General features: G+C 58.2%; 12 protein-coding genes. All 12 read right to left on the bottom strand.

Annotated features, from left to right (window positions below; genetic code table 11):
• Nucleotides 1-18: 18 nt before the first annotated feature.
• Complete coding sequence (locus tag DVA43_RS00610) at nt 19-1,053, bottom strand: Gfo/Idh/MocA family oxidoreductase (RefSeq protein ID WP_114314241.1); 1,035 nt, start codon at nt 1,051-1,053, stop codon at nt 19-21.
• A gap of 61 nt (nt 1,054-1,114) precedes the next feature.
• Complete coding sequence (locus DVA43_RS00605; protein WP_114314240.1) at nt 1,115-2,668, bottom strand: peptide MFS transporter; 1,554 nt, start codon at nt 2,666-2,668, stop codon at nt 1,115-1,117.
• A 300-nt stretch (nt 2,669-2,968) separates the two neighbouring features.
• Nucleotides 2,969-4,444: a ribosome biogenesis GTPase Der gene (der, locus tag DVA43_RS00600; protein WP_103824707.1), complete on the bottom strand. Its 1,476-nt coding sequence runs from the start codon at nt 4,442-4,444 to the stop codon at nt 2,969-2,971.
• A 110-nt stretch (nt 4,445-4,554) separates the two neighbouring features.
• Nucleotides 4,555-5,733, bottom strand: coding sequence for an outer membrane protein assembly factor BamB (gene bamB, locus DVA43_RS00595; RefSeq protein WP_114314239.1), 1,179 nt, complete (start codon nt 5,731-5,733; stop codon nt 4,555-4,557).
• A 10-nt stretch (nt 5,734-5,743) separates the two neighbouring features.
• The gene (locus DVA43_RS00590; protein ID WP_114314238.1) at nt 5,744-6,364 is read right to left on the bottom strand and encodes a YfgM family protein; all 621 of its coding nucleotides are present in this window, start codon (nt 6,362-6,364) and stop codon (nt 5,744-5,746) included.
• A gap of 13 nt (nt 6,365-6,377) precedes the next feature.
• Nucleotides 6,378-7,652, bottom strand: a complete 1,275-nt coding sequence (gene hisS, locus DVA43_RS00585; protein WP_103824629.1) for a histidine--tRNA ligase — start codon at nt 7,650-7,652, stop codon at nt 6,378-6,380.
• A 91-nt stretch (nt 7,653-7,743) separates the two neighbouring features.
• Nucleotides 7,744-8,862: a flavodoxin-dependent (E)-4-hydroxy-3-methylbut-2-enyl-diphosphate synthase gene (gene ispG, locus DVA43_RS00580; RefSeq protein ID WP_103824628.1), complete on the bottom strand. Its 1,119-nt coding sequence runs from the start codon at nt 8,860-8,862 to the stop codon at nt 7,744-7,746.
• 30 nt (nt 8,863-8,892) lie between these two features.
• On the bottom strand, nt 8,893-9,906 hold the full coding sequence (gene rodZ / locus DVA43_RS00575) for a cytoskeleton protein RodZ (protein ID WP_114314237.1): 1,014 nt from the start codon (nt 9,904-9,906) through the stop codon (nt 8,893-8,895).
• A 291-nt stretch (nt 9,907-10,197) separates the two neighbouring features.
• A complete protein-coding gene (locus DVA43_RS00570) occupies nt 10,198-11,364 on the bottom strand; it encodes a bifunctional tRNA (adenosine(37)-C2)-methyltransferase TrmG/ribosomal RNA large subunit methyltransferase RlmN (RefSeq protein WP_103180711.1) in 1,167 nt (388 codons plus the stop codon).
• Between the two features lie 169 nt (nt 11,365-11,533).
• Nucleotides 11,534-11,965: a nucleoside-diphosphate kinase gene (ndk, locus tag DVA43_RS00565; protein ID WP_114314236.1), complete on the bottom strand. Its 432-nt coding sequence runs from the start codon at nt 11,963-11,965 to the stop codon at nt 11,534-11,536.
• A 155-nt stretch (nt 11,966-12,120) separates the two neighbouring features.
• Entirely contained in the window at nt 12,121-14,445 is a 2,325-nt protein-coding gene (pbpC, locus tag DVA43_RS00560; RefSeq protein ID WP_114314235.1) for a peptidoglycan glycosyltransferase PbpC, read from the bottom strand.
• 1 nt (nt 14,446) lies between these two features.
• Nucleotides 14,447-19,405 carry an alpha-2-macroglobulin gene (locus DVA43_RS00555; RefSeq protein WP_114314234.1) on the bottom strand — a complete coding sequence of 1,653 codons (4,959 nt, stop codon included), beginning with the start codon at nt 19,403-19,405 and terminating at the stop codon, nt 14,447-14,449.
• Nucleotides 19,406-19,562 lie beyond the last annotated feature (157 nt).

The raw sequence follows: 19,562 nt of genomic DNA, 5'->3' as shown, positions 1-19,562 counted from the left end.
GATTTTAACACGATGCGCTCAGTGGGGGCCACGCAGCTGTTGCTGTAATGTCAGCAGGCATGTCACTTCCTCCAGCCTGCGCTGCGTTGTGCGGCTCACCTCCTGCGGGTCACGTTCAAACAGGCTCTGTTCCCCCAGAATATGCTCCGTCAGACAGCGCGCGTAAATCGTGCCGCCAAAACGCCAGGACTGAACCTTATCATCCTCGATCAGCTCCAGCACATCTTCCGCCCCGCGCCGGTCGTGACTGAGGATACGGCCGTCACGCAGATAGAGCCGCAGCCCTTTCTGCCCGCCGGACGGCCCGGCATACTTATTGAGCCAGATATCCACCGGCACGCCGCTAATCTGACCCTGCAGATGCGCCTCGCCTTCTGCGGTGGTCAGGTCGCCTTTAGCGATATCGCGCCCCAGCCGATCTCTGGCGGTCACCACCTGCAAGGCCAGATCGCCACTACCGCCCAGATAGCGCACCGTTTCGCGCATCATCGCCAGCACGTGCGTGCCAATATCGAGGATCACCCCATCCGGGTGGCGAAGCGTCCGGGTATCCGGCTCGCCGGTGGCAAAGTTAAGCGCGACAGGTTCCCCCGCCGCGTTAAACCCACTCGGCTCCTGCAAAAAGCCCTCGATCCTGACGATGTCAGAGAAGGAGCCGATCAGCCCCAGACGTACCAGATGAATGCGCGCCATCCAGTGATCGAGCGCCAGCACGCGGGAGGCCGCCTCCGGCCTCGCCAGCAGCGATGTCAGTTTTTCAGCCTGGGCAAGCGTGGCGACAATCGGTTTTTCGACCACAATCCTCGATATGGAGGAGGCCAGCGCCTGCTCAAGCACATCCAGATGGTGTAGTGATGAGGTCGTAATAAAAAGCGTATCGAGGGGGCGGGCAAGGAGGTCGTCGAGCGCAGGAGATCGCGTGATGCCAGCAAGGGTCTTTGCGGGCTGGATATCAAACCCCAGACAGCGGAGTGAATCACCAAAGGTATTTTGTAGTGCGGGCAGGTAGGCGGTTTCAACCACCGCGCCAAGCCCAACAAATCCAATCTGCATCTGCTACCTCTTTCGTTGCATTGCCGGGGCGAAACCCCGCCCCGGCCAGGAAAGGTCAGATTCAGGCGTTGGTTACGGGTTTCGGCTCACTTTTCGTTTGCGTATTTTCCAGCATACGACGCACCGGAACAATGAGCACCGTCAGAACGGCAGCACAAATCAGCAGGGCAATGGAGCAGCGCGCGAAGAGGTCCGGCAGCATATCCAGCTGGTCGGCCTTCACGTGCCCGCCAATCAGGCCCGCCGCCAGGTTACCCAGCGCACTGGCGCAGAACCACAGCCCCATCATCTGACCGCGCATTCTTTCCGGGGCCAGCAGGGTCATGGTCGCCAGACCAATCGGGCTCAGGCACAGTTCACCGAGGGTCAGCATCAGAATACTGCCCACCAGCCAGAACGGGGAGACACCCGCTCCACCGTTACTGAGGACGTTCTGCGCCGCCAGCATCATCAGGCCAAAGCCCCCTGCGGCGCACAGAATACCGATCACGAACTTGGTGATGCTGCTCGGGCGAATGTTATTTTTCGCAAGTTTAGGCCACGCCCAGCTAAAGACCGGCGCCAGCAGAATAATAAACAGGGCGTTAATTGACTGGAACCACACCGCCGGGATTTCAAAATCGCCGATCATGCGATTGGTGTAGTCATTGGCAAACAGGTTGAACGAGGTCGGCTTTTGCTCGAACGCAGACCAGAAGAAGGCCGCAGAGACCAGCAGAATAAAGCAGACCAGCAGTCTGGCGCGCTCTTTACGGTTCAGGCCGGCAAAGGCAAACAGCCAGATGAAGTAGAGCGCCACGGAGGCAGCAATCACATACACCAGCACGCTGGCCACGGCGACCGGGTTGATGACAATCACGCCCTGGGCAATCAGGGTGACGATAATTGCAATACCCACCGCCAGCGCCAGCAACCAGCCGCCGACACCCTTTTTCTTCGCTACCGGGCTGTTCCAGGTGGAGTCCAGCCCCACTTCGCTGTCGTAGCGCTTCATCGACGGCACAGCAAACAGGCGGAAGATGACCAGCGCCACCAGCATCCCGATGCCGCCGATACCAAAGCCCCAGTGCCAGCCGTGAGATTTAATCAACCAGCCGGAGATCAGCGGCGCGATAAACGACCCCATGTTGATGCCCATATAGAACAGCGAGAAGCCGCCGTCACGACGCGCATCGCCTTTCTTATACAGGGTGCCGACCATTACCGAGATACAGGTTTTGAACAGGCCCGAGCCAAGGACAATAAACATCAGGCCGATAAAGAACAGGTTGTTACCCATCACCGCCGACAGCGCAATCGACAGGTGGCCGAGCGCAATCAGAATCGAGCCGTACCAGACCGCTCTCTGCTGGCCAAGCCAGTTATCCGCCAGCCAGCCGCCCGGCAGCGCGGCCAGGTACATGGTTCCGGCAAAGATACCGACGATAGCGGAGGCATTCTCACGGGCCAGCCCCATGCCGCCGTCATAGACGGTGGCCGCCATAAACAGAATTAGCAGCGGACGGATACCGTAAAACGAGAAGCGCTCCCACATCTCCGTGAAGAAGAGCGCGCCGAGCGGATAAGGATGGCCGAAGAAAGTTCGGCTTTCGTTTTTATTAACAGAGGATTGCATAATTCTCCCGAGATGATGTGTCGTCGTACTTGTTAGCACCGGAAGTCAGCCGCCCCGTCAGCATTCGGGTGGCTTTTTTACATCCGGCGAAATGTTATTTAACCATTTGATAACCTGAAGCAACTTTTGTCCAGCCCCCACCCCACCCTCAAAAGATGAAAGTTCGACAATCGTCTTATTTCTTAGATTTTATGTTGGATAAACATGAATAGTGATTGACATCACATCAATATTTATTCGTCCCTGTCAGGCATAAAAAAACCCGCGACAGGCGCGGGTTTTTTGGCAGAGCAGCAAGGATTATTTGCTTTTCTTAATGTGTTTAATCAAACGCTTACGCTTACGCATCTGGTTCGGCGTCAGAGTGTTGCGTTTGTTAGCAAACGGGTTATCCCCTTCTTTGAACTGGATACGGATTGGCGTACCCATTACGTCCAGCGATTTGCGGAAGTAGTTCATCAGGTAACGTTTGTAGGAGTCCGGCAGATCCTTCACCTGGTTACCGTGGATAACCACGATCGGTGGGTTATAACCACCGGCGTGCGCATACTTCAGCTTCACGCGACGACCACGCACCAGCGGTGGCTGGTGGTCTTCTGCCGCCATGGTCATGATGCGGGTCAGCATCGCGGTACCGACGCGGCGGGTGGAGCTGTCGTAGGCTTCGCGTACGGATTCAAACAGGTTGCCGACGCCGCTACCGTGCAGGGCAGAGATGAAATGCACACGAGCAAAGTCGATAAAGCCCAGACGGAAGTCGAGGGTCTCTTTCACCTGCTCACGCACTTCATTGCTCAGGCCATCCCATTTGTTGACGACGATAACCAGTGAGCGCCCACTGTTGAGGATAAAGCCGAGCAGAGAGAGATCCTGATCGGAGATACCTTCACGGGCATCGATAACCAGCATCACCACGTTGGCGTCTTCAATCGCCTGCAGGGTTTTGATTACCGAGAATTTTTCCACCACATCGGTGATTTTGCCGCGCTTACGCACGCCCGCGGTGTCGATCAGCACATATTCACGCTCGTCGCGCTGCATCGGGATGTAGATGCTGTCACGGGTCGTGCCCGGCATGTCGTACACCACCACGCGGTCTTCACCGAGAATACGGTTAGTAAGCGTTGACTTACCGACGTTTGGACGACCGACGATGGCCAGCTTGATCGGCAGATCCTGCGGGTTGAAGTCGTCTTCAGGCTCTTCTTCTTCGCCCTCTTCGCCTTCTTCGAACTGCGCCCAGTATTCGGCGTCTTCGTCGACCTCTTCCGGCGGGTTGATCTCGTCAACGAACGGCAGCAGCGCGGTTTCCAGCAGGCTGGTCACGCCACGACCGTGAGAGGCGGCGATCGGGTAGATATCGCCCAGGCCTAATGACCAGAAATCGGCCATCGCCTGATCGGGATCGATACCGTCAGTTTTGTTCGCCACCAGGAAGGTGGCTTTTTCACGCGAGCGCAGGTGCTTAGCAATAGCCGAGTCGGCAGGCATCAGGCCCGCGCGCGCATCGACCATAAACAGCACGATGTCGGCCTCTTCGATCGCCAGCAGGGATTGCTCCGCCATGCGGGTTTCCACGCCGTCCTCTGTACCGTCGATACCACCGGTATCGATACAGATAAACTCACGACCTTCCACTTCTGCACGACCGTACTTACGGTCACGCGTGAGCCCCGGGAAATCCGCAACCAGCGCATCACGGGTGCGTGTTAAACGGTTAAAAAGAGTGGATTTTCCAACGTTCGGGCGCCCGACAAGCGCGACCACAGGTACCATGTTTAAAGCCTCATAAAATTCGATATCACGTCGCATTTGCGGCGTTTTTTAAAAAATCAAAACGGCCCCTGAAGCAACAGGAGCCGTTGAGTATACTACAACCGCGGTGATTAACGCGTGATCGCGTACAGCGTGCCGTCTTTTGCCTGGATCAGCAGTTTACCGTCAACCGATACCGGCTCGGTCAGGAAGCCGGAACTGTCGACCTTCGACTGCGCGACAAAACGACCGTTGCTCGGATCAATCCAGTGCATATAGCCTTCGCTATCACCCACCACCAGGCTGCCGTTATAGAGTGCTGGCGCGGTCAGCAGACGGTGCAGCAGATCGCTTTGCGTCCACAGCGTCACGCCGCCTTCGGTGCTCAGGGCCAGCACGCGATCGTTCTGATCGACCAGATAGATGCGGTTGCCGTCAACGATGAAATCGTTCACCGAGCCCAGCTCACGTTTCCACATGATCTGACCACTACGCAGATCCATCGCGGTCAGGTTGCCGTTATAGGCCAGCGCATACACAACGCCATTCACGATAACCGGCGTGGTATCGACGTCGCTCAGACGGTCGATTTCGGTCGGACCGGTAGCCTGAGAGATACGCTGCTGCCAGATCAGCTGACCTTGCTGCATCAGTACGGCGCTAACGCGACCGTTATCGCCGCCGACAATGGCAGCACCAAACGCGGTAGCCGGAGCCGATTCGCCGCGCAGGGAGAGCGCAGGCATATCCAGGTTCACGGTCCATTTCACCGCGCCGTCAGTTTCATTCAGCGCCTGCAGTTGACCGTTTGCGGTATGCACCAGCACCATCCCGTCGCTGACGACCGGACGAGAGAGCGTTTCGCCCGCCACACGGGTCTGCCAGGCAATGGAACCATCGCTGGCGTTAAGAGCATAGACCTGCGCCTTCTCGCTGCCGATATAGACATGGCCACCGGCAACCGTTACACCACCGGAGAGCAGCGCAGGCGTGCGTGACAGCCAGCCGCTTTTTTCTGCGAGGTTGACCGACCACACTTCTTTGCCGTCGTCGGCATTCAGGGCTTTAACCGTGCCTTTGCGGTCAGCCGCATAGACAATGCCATCCGCAGAAGCCGGATGCAGGTTAGAGTAGAAATCACCAATCCCGTCGCCCACGGAGGTGCTCCAGGCGGTAGAAGGTTCAAACTGGTTTTCAACCGTCGGCAGTGGCGACATGGTCACGACATCTTCTTCACCGCTGAACAGTGAACAGCCGCTCAATAACGTAACGGAAAGCAGTCCTGGCAGAAGTAATTTACGCAATTGCATCGGGTCCCTCTCAGACGGACAAATTATTTATTTTCATCTGCATCATTTCGCTCAGCGCTGGCGAGGCGTTGCTTTTCACACCCGCTTCCCACGCGCTGCGCGCGCCCTGTTTGTCACCTTTGCTCAGCAATGCTTCGCCACGCAGGTCGGCAACAATGGCGGCGTAACCTTCACCTTTAACGCTGTCCAGCGTTTTCAACGCGTCGTCAGTTTTCTTCTGCTGAACCTGAATACGGGCGAGACGCAGGTTGATAACCGCTTTCAGATTATCGTCGCTTGCTGATGCCAGACCCTGCTGCAGCTGGGCTGCCGCTTTGTCCAGTTCATTTTTATCAACAAACTGCTGAGCCACTTCCAGGGAAGCCAGCGCACCGTAGGTGTTTTTGTTGTCTGCGGCAAATTTCTCTGCCGCTGCCAGCGTTTGTGGCTGATCGGCGCGGATTGCGCTCACGGTATTTTCATACTGTAAGGAAGAACCACGGGCAGAGTCGACCTGATGATTGTTCCAGTAACGCCAGCCCACCAGCGCGCCTATACCTAAAATAACCCCAACAGCCAGGGCTTTGCCGTTTTCAGCAAAGAAGCGTTTAAGTGCATCAACCTGGTCGTTTTCGTTCTCGTAAATTTCCACGCAGTCCTTCTCCTTAGCCCAGTAGAGTGCGCAAGTGCGCCGCAACGCCGTCCTGCGTTACCGTTGTTTGCTCACCAGAGCGCAGATCTTTCACTACCACTTCGCCGTTAGCCACTTCTGACTCGCCAAGTACCAGTGCGATACGCGCGCCCCACTTATCAGCACGGGCGAACTGTTTTTTAAAGTTGCCGCCGCCGTGGTTGGTCATCAGCTTAGCCTCCGGGAGCGCATCGCGCACGCGTTCGGCAAGCTGCATTGCCGCAGGCTGCGTTTCCGCGCCTGAGGCTACCAGGTATATATCGACAACAGGATCGGCTTTAAATTCCGGATTAACTGCCTGAACTAACAAAACAAGTCGCTCAAGGCCCATGGCGAAGCCAACGGCAGGTGCTGGGCGACCGCCTAACTGCTCAACCAGACCGTCATAACGACCGCCGGCACAGACAGTCCCCTGGGAACCCAGGCTGGTGGTGACCCACTCAAAGACGGTGCGGTTATAGTAGTCCAGGCCACGTACCAGGCGCTGGTTGACCGTATAGGTAATACCGGCAGCTTCCAGCAGTTTGCACAGACCGGCAAAGTGTTCGCGGGAGTCGTCATCCAGGTAATCACCCAGCGCAGGCGCATCGTTCAGCAGCGCCTGTACGTCCGGGTTCTTGGAGTCCAGCACGCGCAGCGGGTTGCTGTACATACGACGCTTGCAGTCTTCGTCCAGCTTCTCTTTGTGCAGTTCCAGGAACGCCACCAGCGCATCGCGGTAGTTAGCGCGCGCTTCAAGAGAACCGATAGAGTTCAGCTCCAGCGTAACGTGTTCAGCGATGCCCAGCGCACGCCACCAGCGCGCGGTAAGCATGATCAGCTCAGCGTCGATATCCGGCCCCTGCAGGCCAAAGGCTTCGACACCCAGCTGGTTAAACTGGCGGTAGCGGCCCTTCTGCGGACGTTCGTGGCGGAACATTGGGCCGATATACCACAGGCGCTGCTCCTGATTGTACAGGAGACCATGCTCGATGCCGGCGCGAACACAGCCCGCCGTACCTTCCGGACGTAAAGTCAGGCTGTCGCCGTTACGATCCTCAAAGGTGTACATCTCTTTTTCAACCACATCGGTCACTTCGCCGATAGCGCGTTTGAATAACGGGGTCTGCTCTACAATCGGCAAACGGATTTCGCTGTAACCGTAGCTGCCGAGCACCTGCTTCAGGGTGCCTTCAATGCGCTGCCAGATGGCTGTCTCGGCAGGCAGATAATCGTTCATGCCGCGAATGGCTTGAATATTCTTTGCCACGTTTGTTCTCTTTCTATAGACAAAAATGAACCCTGGGGTTCATAACCGAAGGGTTCAATCATACACAGGAAGCATACCGCTTCCCATCACGTTATTTTTCGACCTGGTGCACGCTGATGCGCTGCGCTTCATCAAGCATGGTCGCTTTGGCGCGAATTCGGGCTTCAAGCTGATCGATCATGTCACTATTATCCAGACGATCTTTGCGAACGCCATCTTCATAGAGACCACTTTTCTTGTTGCCGCCCGTTACGCCAAGCGTTGACACCAGCGCTTCACCCGGACCGTTTACCACACAGCCGATAATCGAGACGTCCATTGGGGTGATGATATCTTCCAGACGCTGCTCAAGGGCATTCACGGTACCGATGACATCGAACTCCTGACGCGAACAGGTCGGGCAGGCGATAAAGTTGATGCCACGGGAACGGATACGCAGGGATTTCAGAATATCGAAACCGACTTTGATCTCTTCAACCGGATCGGCGGCCAGCGAGACGCGCAGGGTATCGCCAATGCCTTCGTTCAGCAGCAGGCCGAGGCCAATGGCTGACTTCACCGCCCCACTGCGCGCGCCGCCTGCTTCGGTGATCCCCAGGTGCAGCGGCTGATCGATCTGCTTCGCCAGCAGACGATAGGATTCAACGGCAAGGAAAACGTCAGAGGCTTTCACGCTGACTTTGAACTGATCGAAGTTCAGGCGATCGAGATGATCCACATGACGCATGGCCGATTCCAGCAGCGCCTGCGGCGTCGGTTCGCCATACTTTTCCTGCAGATCTTTTTCCAGAGAACCGGCGTTCACGCCGATACGGATGGGGATGTTTTTATCGCGGGCGCAGTCCACCACCGCACGAATACGCTCTTCGCTGCCGATATTGCCAGGGTTGATACGCAGACAATCGACACCGTATTCCGCCACTTTCAGCGCGATGCGGTAATCGAAGTGAATATCGGCAACCAGCGGAACAGAGACCTGCTGCTTGATGAGTTTGAATGCTTCTGCCGCATCCATCGTTGGCACGGAAACGCGAACAATGTCCGCGCCTACGCGTTCTAACGCTTTGATCTGATTGACCGTCGCTTCCACATCCGTGGTGCGGGTGTTGGTCATCGACTGAACGGCGATGGGCGCACCATCACCGATTGGCACATTCCCGACGTAAATACGTTTCGATTTTCTACGTGGAATAGGAGCCTGGTTATGCATGAAAAATCTCCCGCGTTGCCTGTCCGTTACTTACTGTGCTGCTGATTGTTCGGCATTTACGGTCAGACGCGCAACCTGGTTAGTTCTGATAAAACTGCTCAGATCGACAGGTTTACCCTGGAACTGGATCTGGACCGCAGCCGGAGCACCAATCTTGAGTTTGTACGGCGCCTGGCCTGTCAGGTTTAAATTACCGTCTTTACGCTGCAGACCGCTGAACAGCTTTTTGCCCGTCGCATCGGTCACTTCCAGCCAGCAGTCGGCGGTGAAGTTCATCACCAGCGCGTTCGGGTCAACAGGTGCTGCCGACACGCCTGCCGGATCGGCAGGTAAGGTCTGAGTGGCATCCGCCGTTGCTGCAGGTGCGGTTGCAGGTGCAGGTGCAGTCTCGACGTTAGCCTGAGAAGGCGACACCACCGCATTGTCTGCCGGTGCCTGCGCCGTCTGATCCGCGGCTGGCGCAGCAGTTTGCGCCGTTGCCATATCCTGAGTGCCGGTCGCTGGCGTCTGTGAATCGCTGGCGCTTGCAGAGGCATCGGTATTCAGAGGAATGCTCTGGGCACCGTCGCCCGCTGAGTTATTGAGTTCGGCGGAAGTTTGATCGGCCATAGTGGTGATCTCTTCCTGCTGCGCTTTGTGGTTCTGCCACCACCACGCGCCTGTCAGGCCGATGACCACAAACAGCACCAGCCAGGTGAAACTCATCAGCCAGCCATCACGTTTTTTACGGCGTTTGCCCAGCGAAAAACTCTGCATCGGCGCGACTTTCGCCGCTCTGACCGGTGCCTGTTTTTCCATCATTGGCAGCAGTTCGTTTTCAGGGATATGAACCAGTTTCGCATAGGAGCGGATATAACCACGCAGAAACGTTGAAGCAAGATCGGCAGGAGCCTTATCTTCTTCAATATCGCGGACCGTGGAAACCTTCAGACATAAGCGCTCCGCAACAGCTTGCTGGCTTAGTCCGAGTTGTTCACGGGCGTTACGAAGACGTACGCCAGTGGAAAGTGCTGCATTTTGGTCGTGAGTGGCTTCAGTATTCATTCGCTACAACTACTGGTACGTGAAAAGTGAGGATCCTGGCGCCGGTGAGTCACAATGCCACCCGCACCGCGAAACTTCTGGTCAGTTAACCTAATGACCCCGCCCAACGCTGTCAGGTTATCGTTGACAGAGGCGGCCTGGCAGTGAGGCTAAACTGTTGTTGCGTCGTTACATACTGCCTCAAAGTCATATAAAACGCACCGTAATTATTACCCATATGCCGGCGCAATGACTGTTTATTCGCATCCGTAGCCGCCACGGCGCAATTCCTGCGCCGTGACTGCATAATAATTACACGGACTTGATCGCGATGGCGTCGCCCTGCATGCGTTTACGCAGTGTACGCTTGGTGCGGTCGATAACGTCACCAGCCAGCTGGCCACAGGCGGCATCGATATCATCACCGCGGGTTTTACGCACAATAGTGGTAAAGCCATACTCCATCAGAACCTTGGAGAAACGGTCGATACGGCTGTTTGAGCTACGGCCATACGGCGCGCCCGGGAACGGGTTCCATGGGATCAGGTTGATCTTACACGGCGTGTCTTTCAACAGTGCCGCCAGCTCGTGGGCGTGCTCGGTACCGTCGTTGACATGATCCAGCATGACGTACTCAATAGTGACGCGACCCTGGTTGGCGTTGGACTTCGAAATGTAGCCACGAACCGAGTTCAGGAAGGTCTCAATGTTGTACTTCTTGTTGATGGGCACGATCTCATCGCGGATGGTATCGTTTGGCGCGTGCAGCGAAATCGCCAGCGCCACGTCAATCATATCGCCGAGCTTATCCAGCGCAGGAACAACGCCTGAGGTAGAGAGCGTAACGCGACGTTTGGAGAGGCCAAAACCGAAGTCGTCGAGCATGATTTCCATCGCCGGAACCACGTTGGTCAGGTTCAGCAGCGGCTCGCCCATCCCCATCATCACCACGTTGGTGATTGGACGGGTGCCGGTGATTTTTGCCGCACCGACGATTTTCGCCGCACGCCACACCTGGCCGATGATCTCTGACACGCGCAGGTTACGGTTAAAGCCCTGCTGCGCCGTGGAGCAGAATTTACACTCCAGCGCACAACCCACCTGGGAGGAGACGCAGAGGGTAGCGCGATCGTCTTCCGGGATGTAAACCGTTTCAACACGCTGATCGCCAACCGCAATGGCCCATTTGATGGTGCCGTCAGCGGAACGCTGCTCTTCCACCACTTCCGGCGCGCGGATTTCGGCCACTTCTTTCAGCTTGTTGCGCAGCACTTTGTTGATGTCGGTCATCTCATCAAAGTTGTCGCTGCAATAGTGGTACATCCATTTCATGACCTGGTCGGCACGAAACGGCTTCTCGCCCATCTCTTTGAAGAACTCGCGCATCTGCTGACGGTTCAAATCCAGCAGGTTGATTTTTCCATTTTTATTCGGAACCGCAGGAATGGCGACTTCGGAGGTGTTAACTAATTCAGACATAATATATTCCGGCCTCGTTGTTACACGTTATGGCCCGTGGAGGGTTGAAAAGAAACGCCCCGGAAAGCGGTCTGCTCATCCGGGGCGTTACATTGTACAAAGTCTGGTGCAGGGATGCCACGTTTGCACGCGGCATTTACGAAAATAATGTGTAAACGAAACCGTTATATTAACGGGTACGTGGACACACTTCGCCTTCCGCGAAGAAGTAGGCGATTTCGCGTTTAGCAGATTCTACGGAGTCGGAACCGTGGGTGCCGTTCTCGGTGAAGCTGTCAGCGTAGTCTGCACGCAGCGTACCTGCCAGCGCGTTGTCCGGGTTAGTGGCACCCAGCAGATCGCGGTGACGCTGAACGGCATTTTCGCCTTCCAGAACGGAAACCACGATTGGGCCAGAGGTCATGAACTCAACCAGGCCGTCGAAGAATGGGCGACCTTCGTGCTCAGCATAGAAACCGCGAGCCTGCTCAACGGTCAGATGCAGCATTTTGGTACCAACAATTTTGAACCCTGCCGCTTCAAAGCGCGCAAAGATGTTGCCAATAACGTTTTTTGCCACCGCGTTTGGCTTGATGATGGAAAAAGTACGTTCAATAGCCATGATTACCTCTGTGATTTGTTCTGTTGTTATGCATTCATGCGTAATATGTGGCGCGGATTATAATGAGCATTAGCGCCATTGCCTATGGATGCATGTAACATTTTTTTAAAATAAGACGAGTATTAACAACAGATCCTCTTCAAAATGCCTTTTATCTATTGCAGCGTGAAATCCACGGTCGCCACCTGCCCCGCTTCATCCATTACCAGTAGCTGATAATCTCCTGCATTTTCAAGCTGCAACGTATACATTCGCCCCTGGACGTTCAGCGGTTCGCCGTTAAGAAACCACCAGCGCGGTCCGTCACTGCCGCTGACCTGCAGAGGTAACGAGACGCGCGACTCGCCCGGCAAACGCTTAATCACTGCCCCCTGACGAATGCCGGAGAGCAACAGCGGCGCCGGGAAGGTCTGACCGAGCGGTGGACAGGTTGCAGACGCGGGCGGGATGCGGGCAGATCGCCGCTCTGCCTGAGGCAGCCACGGCTCCAGCGGCAGCGGCCAGACGTCGACGCTTTTTTCCTGCGCCTGCGGGCAGTCTGCCGCCACCCGCTTACCGCTGTTATCCAGCCAGATCGGAAAATGAATGCCGCGGATGCTCTCCTGCTCCGGCAGCAACAGCGTCGGCGGCTGGCTCCCTTCGAGCAGCCACGTCGCGAGTCGACGGCGGCAGTTGCTGTCCCCGTCTGGCAGCGACTGCCCGCCCGGCCAGCAAATCACCCCGCGGCTAACGGAGGCCGGGCGCGGATCGCGCGGCAGACGCGCCTCATCCAGCGCCGATCGCGACTGCAGCAGGTTATTAACCTGATTCAACACCGGAACGGCGCTGGCAAAACCAAACTGCCCGGCGACCGGGGTGCCGTCCGGCCTGCCGGTCCAGACCCCGATAACGTAGCGCGCATTCAGCCCAATCGCCCACGCATCGCGATAGCCGTAGCTGGTGCCGGTTTTTATTGCCAGCGGTACCACCTGAGCAAGCGCGCTGTCGGGTAACGGCTGCGCCTCATTGGCAAGAATGCGTCGGATGATCCACGCGGACCCAGGCGAGAGTAAAGGCCGTTCCAGCAGCGGGTCGTCGGGTTTCAGGCGCAGCTTCCCTGCCCGACCCTGACGGGCAAACGCGCTGTATGCCGCGGCGATATCCGCCAGACGTGCCCCGGCGCCCCCGAGAATCAGGGACAGATTCGGCTGAGCCCCCGCAGGCAGGAGAAGCGGTAATCCGGCGTTACGCAGCATTCCGGCAAACTTCTTCGGCCCGTAGGCCTCCAGCACCTGCACGGCGGGCAGGTTCAGGGATCGCACCAGCGCTTCGCTCATGCTGATCGGACCGTGAAAACCGCTGTCAAAGTTACCCGGACGGTAATCGCCGGTGCGTCGCGGAACATCCTGCAACAGCGAGGCGGGATGGATCAGCCCCTCATCCATCGCCAGGCCATAGACAAACGGCTTCAGCACCGATCCCGGGGATCGGATCGCGCTGATCATGTCTACATGACTGAAGCGGCTGTCGTCATTGATGTCGACCGACCCCACCCAGCCGCGCACCTTCATATCGGTATGATCCAGGACGATCATCGCCAGTGAGCTGCGGGGCGGCAGGCGGGATTTCCAGTTCAGGGCCAACTCCTCCAGCTGACGCTGCAACGTAGCATCCAGCGTCGTCACCACTTTGGTGTCGCGGCTTTTGCCCAGCATCATGCGCGAGAACAGCGGCGCCAGCTGCGGCATCTGGCGTGGCGCCAGCCAGACGGGCTCTTCCTGGGACTCTTTGACCTGGGGCGCCGACCAGACACCCTGGGATGCCATGCGTTTGAGGACTTTGTTACGTGCCGCCTCCGCACGCTGCGGCCAGCGATCCGGTCGCAAACGGCTCGGCGCCTGCGGCAGAACGGCAAGCAGGGCGGCTTCAGAGTAGCTCAGCTGTGCAGGGGCTTTTCCCAGATAGGCCCAGCTGGCAGCCCCCACGCCCTGCAGCGTGCCGCCAAAGGGGGCGCGGTTCAGATAGAGGGTCAGGATTTCACGTTTCGAGAGGTGCCACTCCAGCTGGAGCGCCCGCCAGAGCTGGCGCACTTTACCCCCCAGCGTGCGGGAGTGCGGATCCAGCAGGCGCGCTACCTGCATCGTCAGCGTGCTGCCGCCCGAGATCACCTTTCCGGCCAGCAGATCCTGCCAGGCGGCACGCAGCACCGAGAAGGGATTGACGCCCGGATGATCCCAGAACCATCGATCTTCATACTGGATCAGCGCCTCGAGATAGCGCGGTGAAACCTCTTCAATGGTGACCGGATAGCGCCAGATCCCGTCGCGATCGGCAAATCGCCACAACGGAATGCCCTTTTCATCCACCACCACCCGGGCAGGATTGACCTCGTGTAACGGCAACGGCCACAGGCGATCGGCGGCAATGACGCCGCCCCACAGCAGAAGTATCGCCCCCACCAGCCACAGCCAGCGGGAGCGTATCCATTTCCGACTTCGCACGTTACGGAACGACGATCAGCGGGCCGCTGGCCGCACCAGTTGCCCGCCACTGCGGGACGTACATCGACTCCACCAGCGGAACGGGTACCGTATAGGTCCCCGGCGTGACCGCACGGGCCAGATAGACCAGCGTCACCGGCTGGCCTTCATTTACCGGCACGGCAGCAACAAAGCGATCGTCACGGAACTCCATATGCTGAATATCCGCCTGCTGCATCTGGTTGAGCAGGTTTTGTACCTCGCTGCCGCTCTCCTGCAGGCTGGCGCTACTGCTGGCAAGGTTCTGGTTTTCCAGCTCCAGCCCCGCAGGCAACAGGTCTACTACCAGCGCATCCGGCACGCTCTGGCTGGCGGTAACGTTCAGCCAGACCAGCACCAGCTCACCGCTCTTCAGGGAAGAGAGCGATTTGCTGCTGCCATCGGTTGCCAGAATCTGACGTTCGATTTTCAGCACGTTCGAAGCGGGCTGCGGCGCATATTGCGGATAGCCGCTGCTGTCCAGACGCACCCACAACGGTGCAGTGCCGGTATTGGTCACCTGCAGGGCGGCCAGTTGATCGGCATTGAGATTCTGCACCTGCGGTTTGTCTCCCTTGACGTTGCCTTCCGCCAGCGATGTCGTGGCCTGCCACGCCCCGGAGAGGTTCTGCAGGGAGCGCCCGGCCAGGAACAGGGCATTGCTCTCCTGGGTTGAGAGCCAACGCTGGCTGAACGCCTGCTGAGACAGCACGTTCAGCAGCTTGTTCTGCGCATCCGGCAGCAGGTTGTACTCTTCCAGCAGGCTGAGCATCATTGCGTTATCGCGAAGCGGGCTGCCGTAATCGGCCAGCCAGCTTTGCGTTTCGCTGCGCGGCGTTTTGATTGCCAGATCCAGCGCCTGCTGGCTGCGCGGCGCATCGCCCATCAGCTTCAGCGCCAGGCCAAGCTGCATCAGCGGCAGGCCCGATTTGGCCTGACCATGACGATCCCAGATTTCACGCAGCGCCCCCAGCGGCGCTTTTTGCTGACGAGCCAGCACCAGCGCGGCATAGGCCTGGATGGCAAATTTGCTGGCGGTGGTGTTCTCGCTGTAGCGGACAGACATCATGCCCGGGTCCTGCAGATAGCGCAGCAGGCGGTTGTTGGCGTTGGTAATAGCCTCAGCCGGGACGCTGTAACCCTGCTCGCCCGCTCGCACCAGGAAATCAGTGACGTAGGCGGTAAGCCAGTACTCTTCCTCGCCGTTTTTATCCCACAGGGCAAAGCCACCGTTGTCACGCTGCATCTGCAGCAGGCGGGAGATACCGATCTCAATGGCCGTGCGACGTTTCTCGTCGCTGTCACCCTTGATCCCTAACGCGCTCAGCTGGGCGGCATTGGTATACAGAGACGGGAAGAGACCGCTGGTGGTCTGTTCCAGACAGCCATACGGATAGGCCTGCAGCTCACGAATGTAGCGAGCCAGGTTGAGCGGCGGCTTGCCGCTGAGCAGAAGCTGCCCCTGTAAGGTCACCGGCGAGAAATTTGCCAGATGCTGTTCCGGCGCATGCCAGCTTTCACCCGGATTGAGCATGGTACCAGTGTTCACCGTCTGCGCCGGGAACGCCGGGCGCACGCCGATTTTCCAGCTCTTCTGCTGCGGGGCAAAGGTTTCGCCGGGCAGCGTCAGGCCGCTTACCTGCGCGACGATTTCGCCCTCGCCGTAGCCCTCCAGCGCCCGCACCGGAATAAACAGCGTCGAGCGTTCACCCGCGGCCAGTGTAACCGGCTGCGGCTGGGCCCCTTCCAGCGCCAGATTACCGCCAGCGGTCAGGGCGACGTTCAGGGTCTGCGGACGATCGGTGAGGTTAGTCAGATCCAGCGTCAGCCTGGCGTTATCGCCACTGGCAAGGAAGCGCGGCGTATTCAACTCGGTGATCACCGGTGCGGCAACGATGATTTTGCTCTCGCTGCTGCCAAAATCATCGTCGGTCCAGGCCTGGGCCATCAGACGCAGTTCGCCGTTAAAGTCGCCGATAGGTAATGAAACAGTGCCCTCCCCGTTGGCGTCCAGCTCTACCGGCTGCGCCTGCTGGGCGATAATGGTGACATGGTTAACCGGCGGTTTACCGCCGCGCTTGAGCTCATCGCCGTCGCCGCCAAAGCGCAGCGACGCCAGCCGCCCCTGGCCTTCAATGACCTGCCCGTAGATGTCGTAGATGTCCGCGCCATAGCGCTTCTGACCAAAGAACGCCTGCCACGGATCCGGAGTGACGTAATCGGTAATGTTGAGTACGCCGCTGTCCACCGCAGAAACCAGCACGTTAACTTTCTGCGGGGTCGTCCCCTCTTTCACGCTGGCTTTCACTTTCACCGCCAGCGTCTGATTCGGACGCATTTTGGGCGGATTTTCCAGGGCGATGCTCAGGCGACGGTTCTCATCGCCCATCGGCAGATGCAGCAAGCCTACAGCCCGTTTTGGCGTAGCCGATTTGGATTTATCGCCGGGGCGAACCACCAGCGTGGAGAGGTAAAGATCGTGGCGTTTCCAGGCTTTATCTACCGGGATCGTCATATCCAGCCCTTCAGCCGGGACGTCGATCTCTTTCCACCACAGCGGCCCTTCGCTGGATTCAATCATCGCATAGCCTTTACCTGCCGCCGGGGCGGCAATGTGCAGCTTGATGGTATCCCCAGGCTGATAGGCCGGTTTGTCCAGCTTCAGGGTGACGCGATCCGGTCGCGCTGCGCCGGAGCCGTCGCTGTTATCCTGCCAGCTGTAGCCCGCCCAGAAGCGCACGCTGCTCACCGCATCATCCGGGGCTTTAACCTCCAGACGGTAGGAGCCCCACTCCACCGGGAAGCTCACTTTTCCGGTCTCGTCGGCGGCCAGATCCAGCGCCTGCTCGCCTTCGATCAGATCTTTTTGATCAAACTGCGACTGCCAGCCGTCGCTTTCCGACCAGGTCCAGGCATAGTCCCGACGTTCGCGGATCAGGCGAACCTGCAGGCCAGAAACGGCTTTCTTCGCCCCGCTGGCATCAGCATAAACAATGTCGAACCCGGCCTGACTGTTCTCCTCCACAATCGGCTGGTTGACGGTGGTATCGGTGCGGTAGTCATAGACCGATTTGCTGGCGAACTGCGGACGGATGCCCGGCAGGGTGGCCGCAGGCCAGATAGCCTGTTCCGCCCGGCGGGTCACCGGACGTCCGCCGGACTCCAGCAGGCTGGCCTGCAAAATAACCTGCAGCGGAGAGTGCGTCTCTTTCCACTGGCTTTCGCTGGTCACCTGACCCCGCCCTTGTTCGTCCAGGGTCAGCTGCACTTCGTCGAGGCTGCGGCTCAGGTTCTCTTCGGCGATATCGCCAAACTGGAAGCCCGGCAGTGCGGCCACGGCGTCACGCAGCGGGCGTAAAAAGAGCTGCCCTTGCAGGCTGTTGCCGTTGGCGGGAGCGCCGTACAGGTAATACCCCGTCACGTCGAACGCGACATCATCCTGCGGCGCAACCGGCGTTTTTTGCCCGGCAATATTGAGCGCCATGCGCTCTGGCATAAAGTCTTCGACGTGGAAATCCCACATCCGCTGCTGGTTATCGCCGGTACTGGCGCGCACATGCCACATACCGGTCTGCGCCCCGCTATCAAGGGGATAGTTAAAGCGATAGAGACCGTTTTCCGGCTGGCTGACCACGGTACGAGCTACCTGGCCGTCCGGGCGTAATACCTCCAGCTTCACCGGCTGGTCGGGCAGCGGTTTGCCGTCGCTGTCGCGCAGCAGGCCGTTGAGGATCAGCGTTTCGCCCGGGCGGTAGAGATCGCGCGGACCAAACATAAAGAACTGCTTGTTCAGGCCTGGCGCACCGGAGATGGCAAACTCCGCCAGATCCAGCGCCGGAAGGGTGAGATCCAAAAGCGTGGTCTGCCCATCTTTACGGGCGAGAAGCAGCGCGGCCGCTTTATCTGTTTGCAACGTCGCGTGACCGTCGGCATCGCTGGACGCCTGAGCCAGCGTCTGCCCTTTATCGTTGAGCAGCAGCACCTCAATGCCCGACTGCGCCGCGCCGTTCTCCAGGCTCTGGGTAAAGATATCCAGTCGGTTATGGTAGCGGTGGGCGGAGAGACCAATATCGCTAAGGGTGAAAAGCGTGGCGGCGTTGCTGTAGTTATAGTGCCCGGCCTGATTCATCACCGCGATGTAGACCCCCGCCTGCTGTAGCGGCTTGATATCCGCCAGCGGCAGCAGCAGTTTCTCGCGGGTATTGCGCGCCGGGTTAAGGTCGAAGCGGCCGGTATAGACCAGATCGGCCATCTTCAGCAGATTGTCAGATTCCCAGTTGGTGAGCGAACTGCGGTACTCCCACTGGCTGACGAACGCGGCCAGGGATTCGGGTTTGACCCGGTAGAAATTCACATCGACGTTGTTTACGTTCAGCGCCATTACCGGCAACCCTTCCACCACCTTGCCCGGCAGCAGCGAGCCGCGGCTGGCGAAGCCCACGGTTGGCTCAATATCGCGGGTGGTGATGGTTTTTTCGATATCGCTGCCCAGCGTGGCTTTATTCAGCCCAAGCAGCGCGCCCTCGACGGTGACCACCAGATTCCGGTTTGGCTCCAGATGGCGCAGGCGCAGCTCCTTCAGATTAGGCGCCAGCTCCCATGCCCCATCGACCTTGCCGCTTTTTTTGTCCACCACGTGCACGGTACGGGCAAAATCCTGGGCGGGATCGAGGGGAACCGAGAAGGTCAGCACCAGGGCTGCCGCGCCGTCGAGCTGGAGCTCTGAAGCATCCAGCAGGGTCAGCGCCTTGCCCTGGCTCTGCGCTGCCAGTTTTTCCAGCGTGGCGCCGTCAGGCTTCGCCGGGACAGTCGGTTGCGTGGTGGATGCAGCCGCCGCAGCGGGCGCCTGGGGTTTGGGCTTATCGTCACTGTTGTCACAGCCGACAAGCGCCAGCGAAGTGAGCAGCGCTAATGAAAGTGCGGCGAAGCGAAACGGTTTCATCCTTTATCCCTGGCCTCTCGGGCCTGTTGGTCGTCGTCGGGGTAAGTATTATCCGCAAGTTTCATTAATACAAAAGCACTCAATCCAATTACGGACAGCGCCTCGCAAAATAATTATCAGCATCAAAAATTCCGCTGCTACGGCGATCACAGCGCAT

Origin of the sequence: Leclercia sp. W6 (genome assembly GCF_003336345.1) — a bacterium.
Taxonomy (GTDB): Bacteria; Pseudomonadota; Gammaproteobacteria; order Enterobacterales; family Enterobacteriaceae; genus Enterobacter.
Note: the sequence above shows the minus strand (reverse complement) of the source record. Positions and strands in the feature narration are given on the sequence as shown.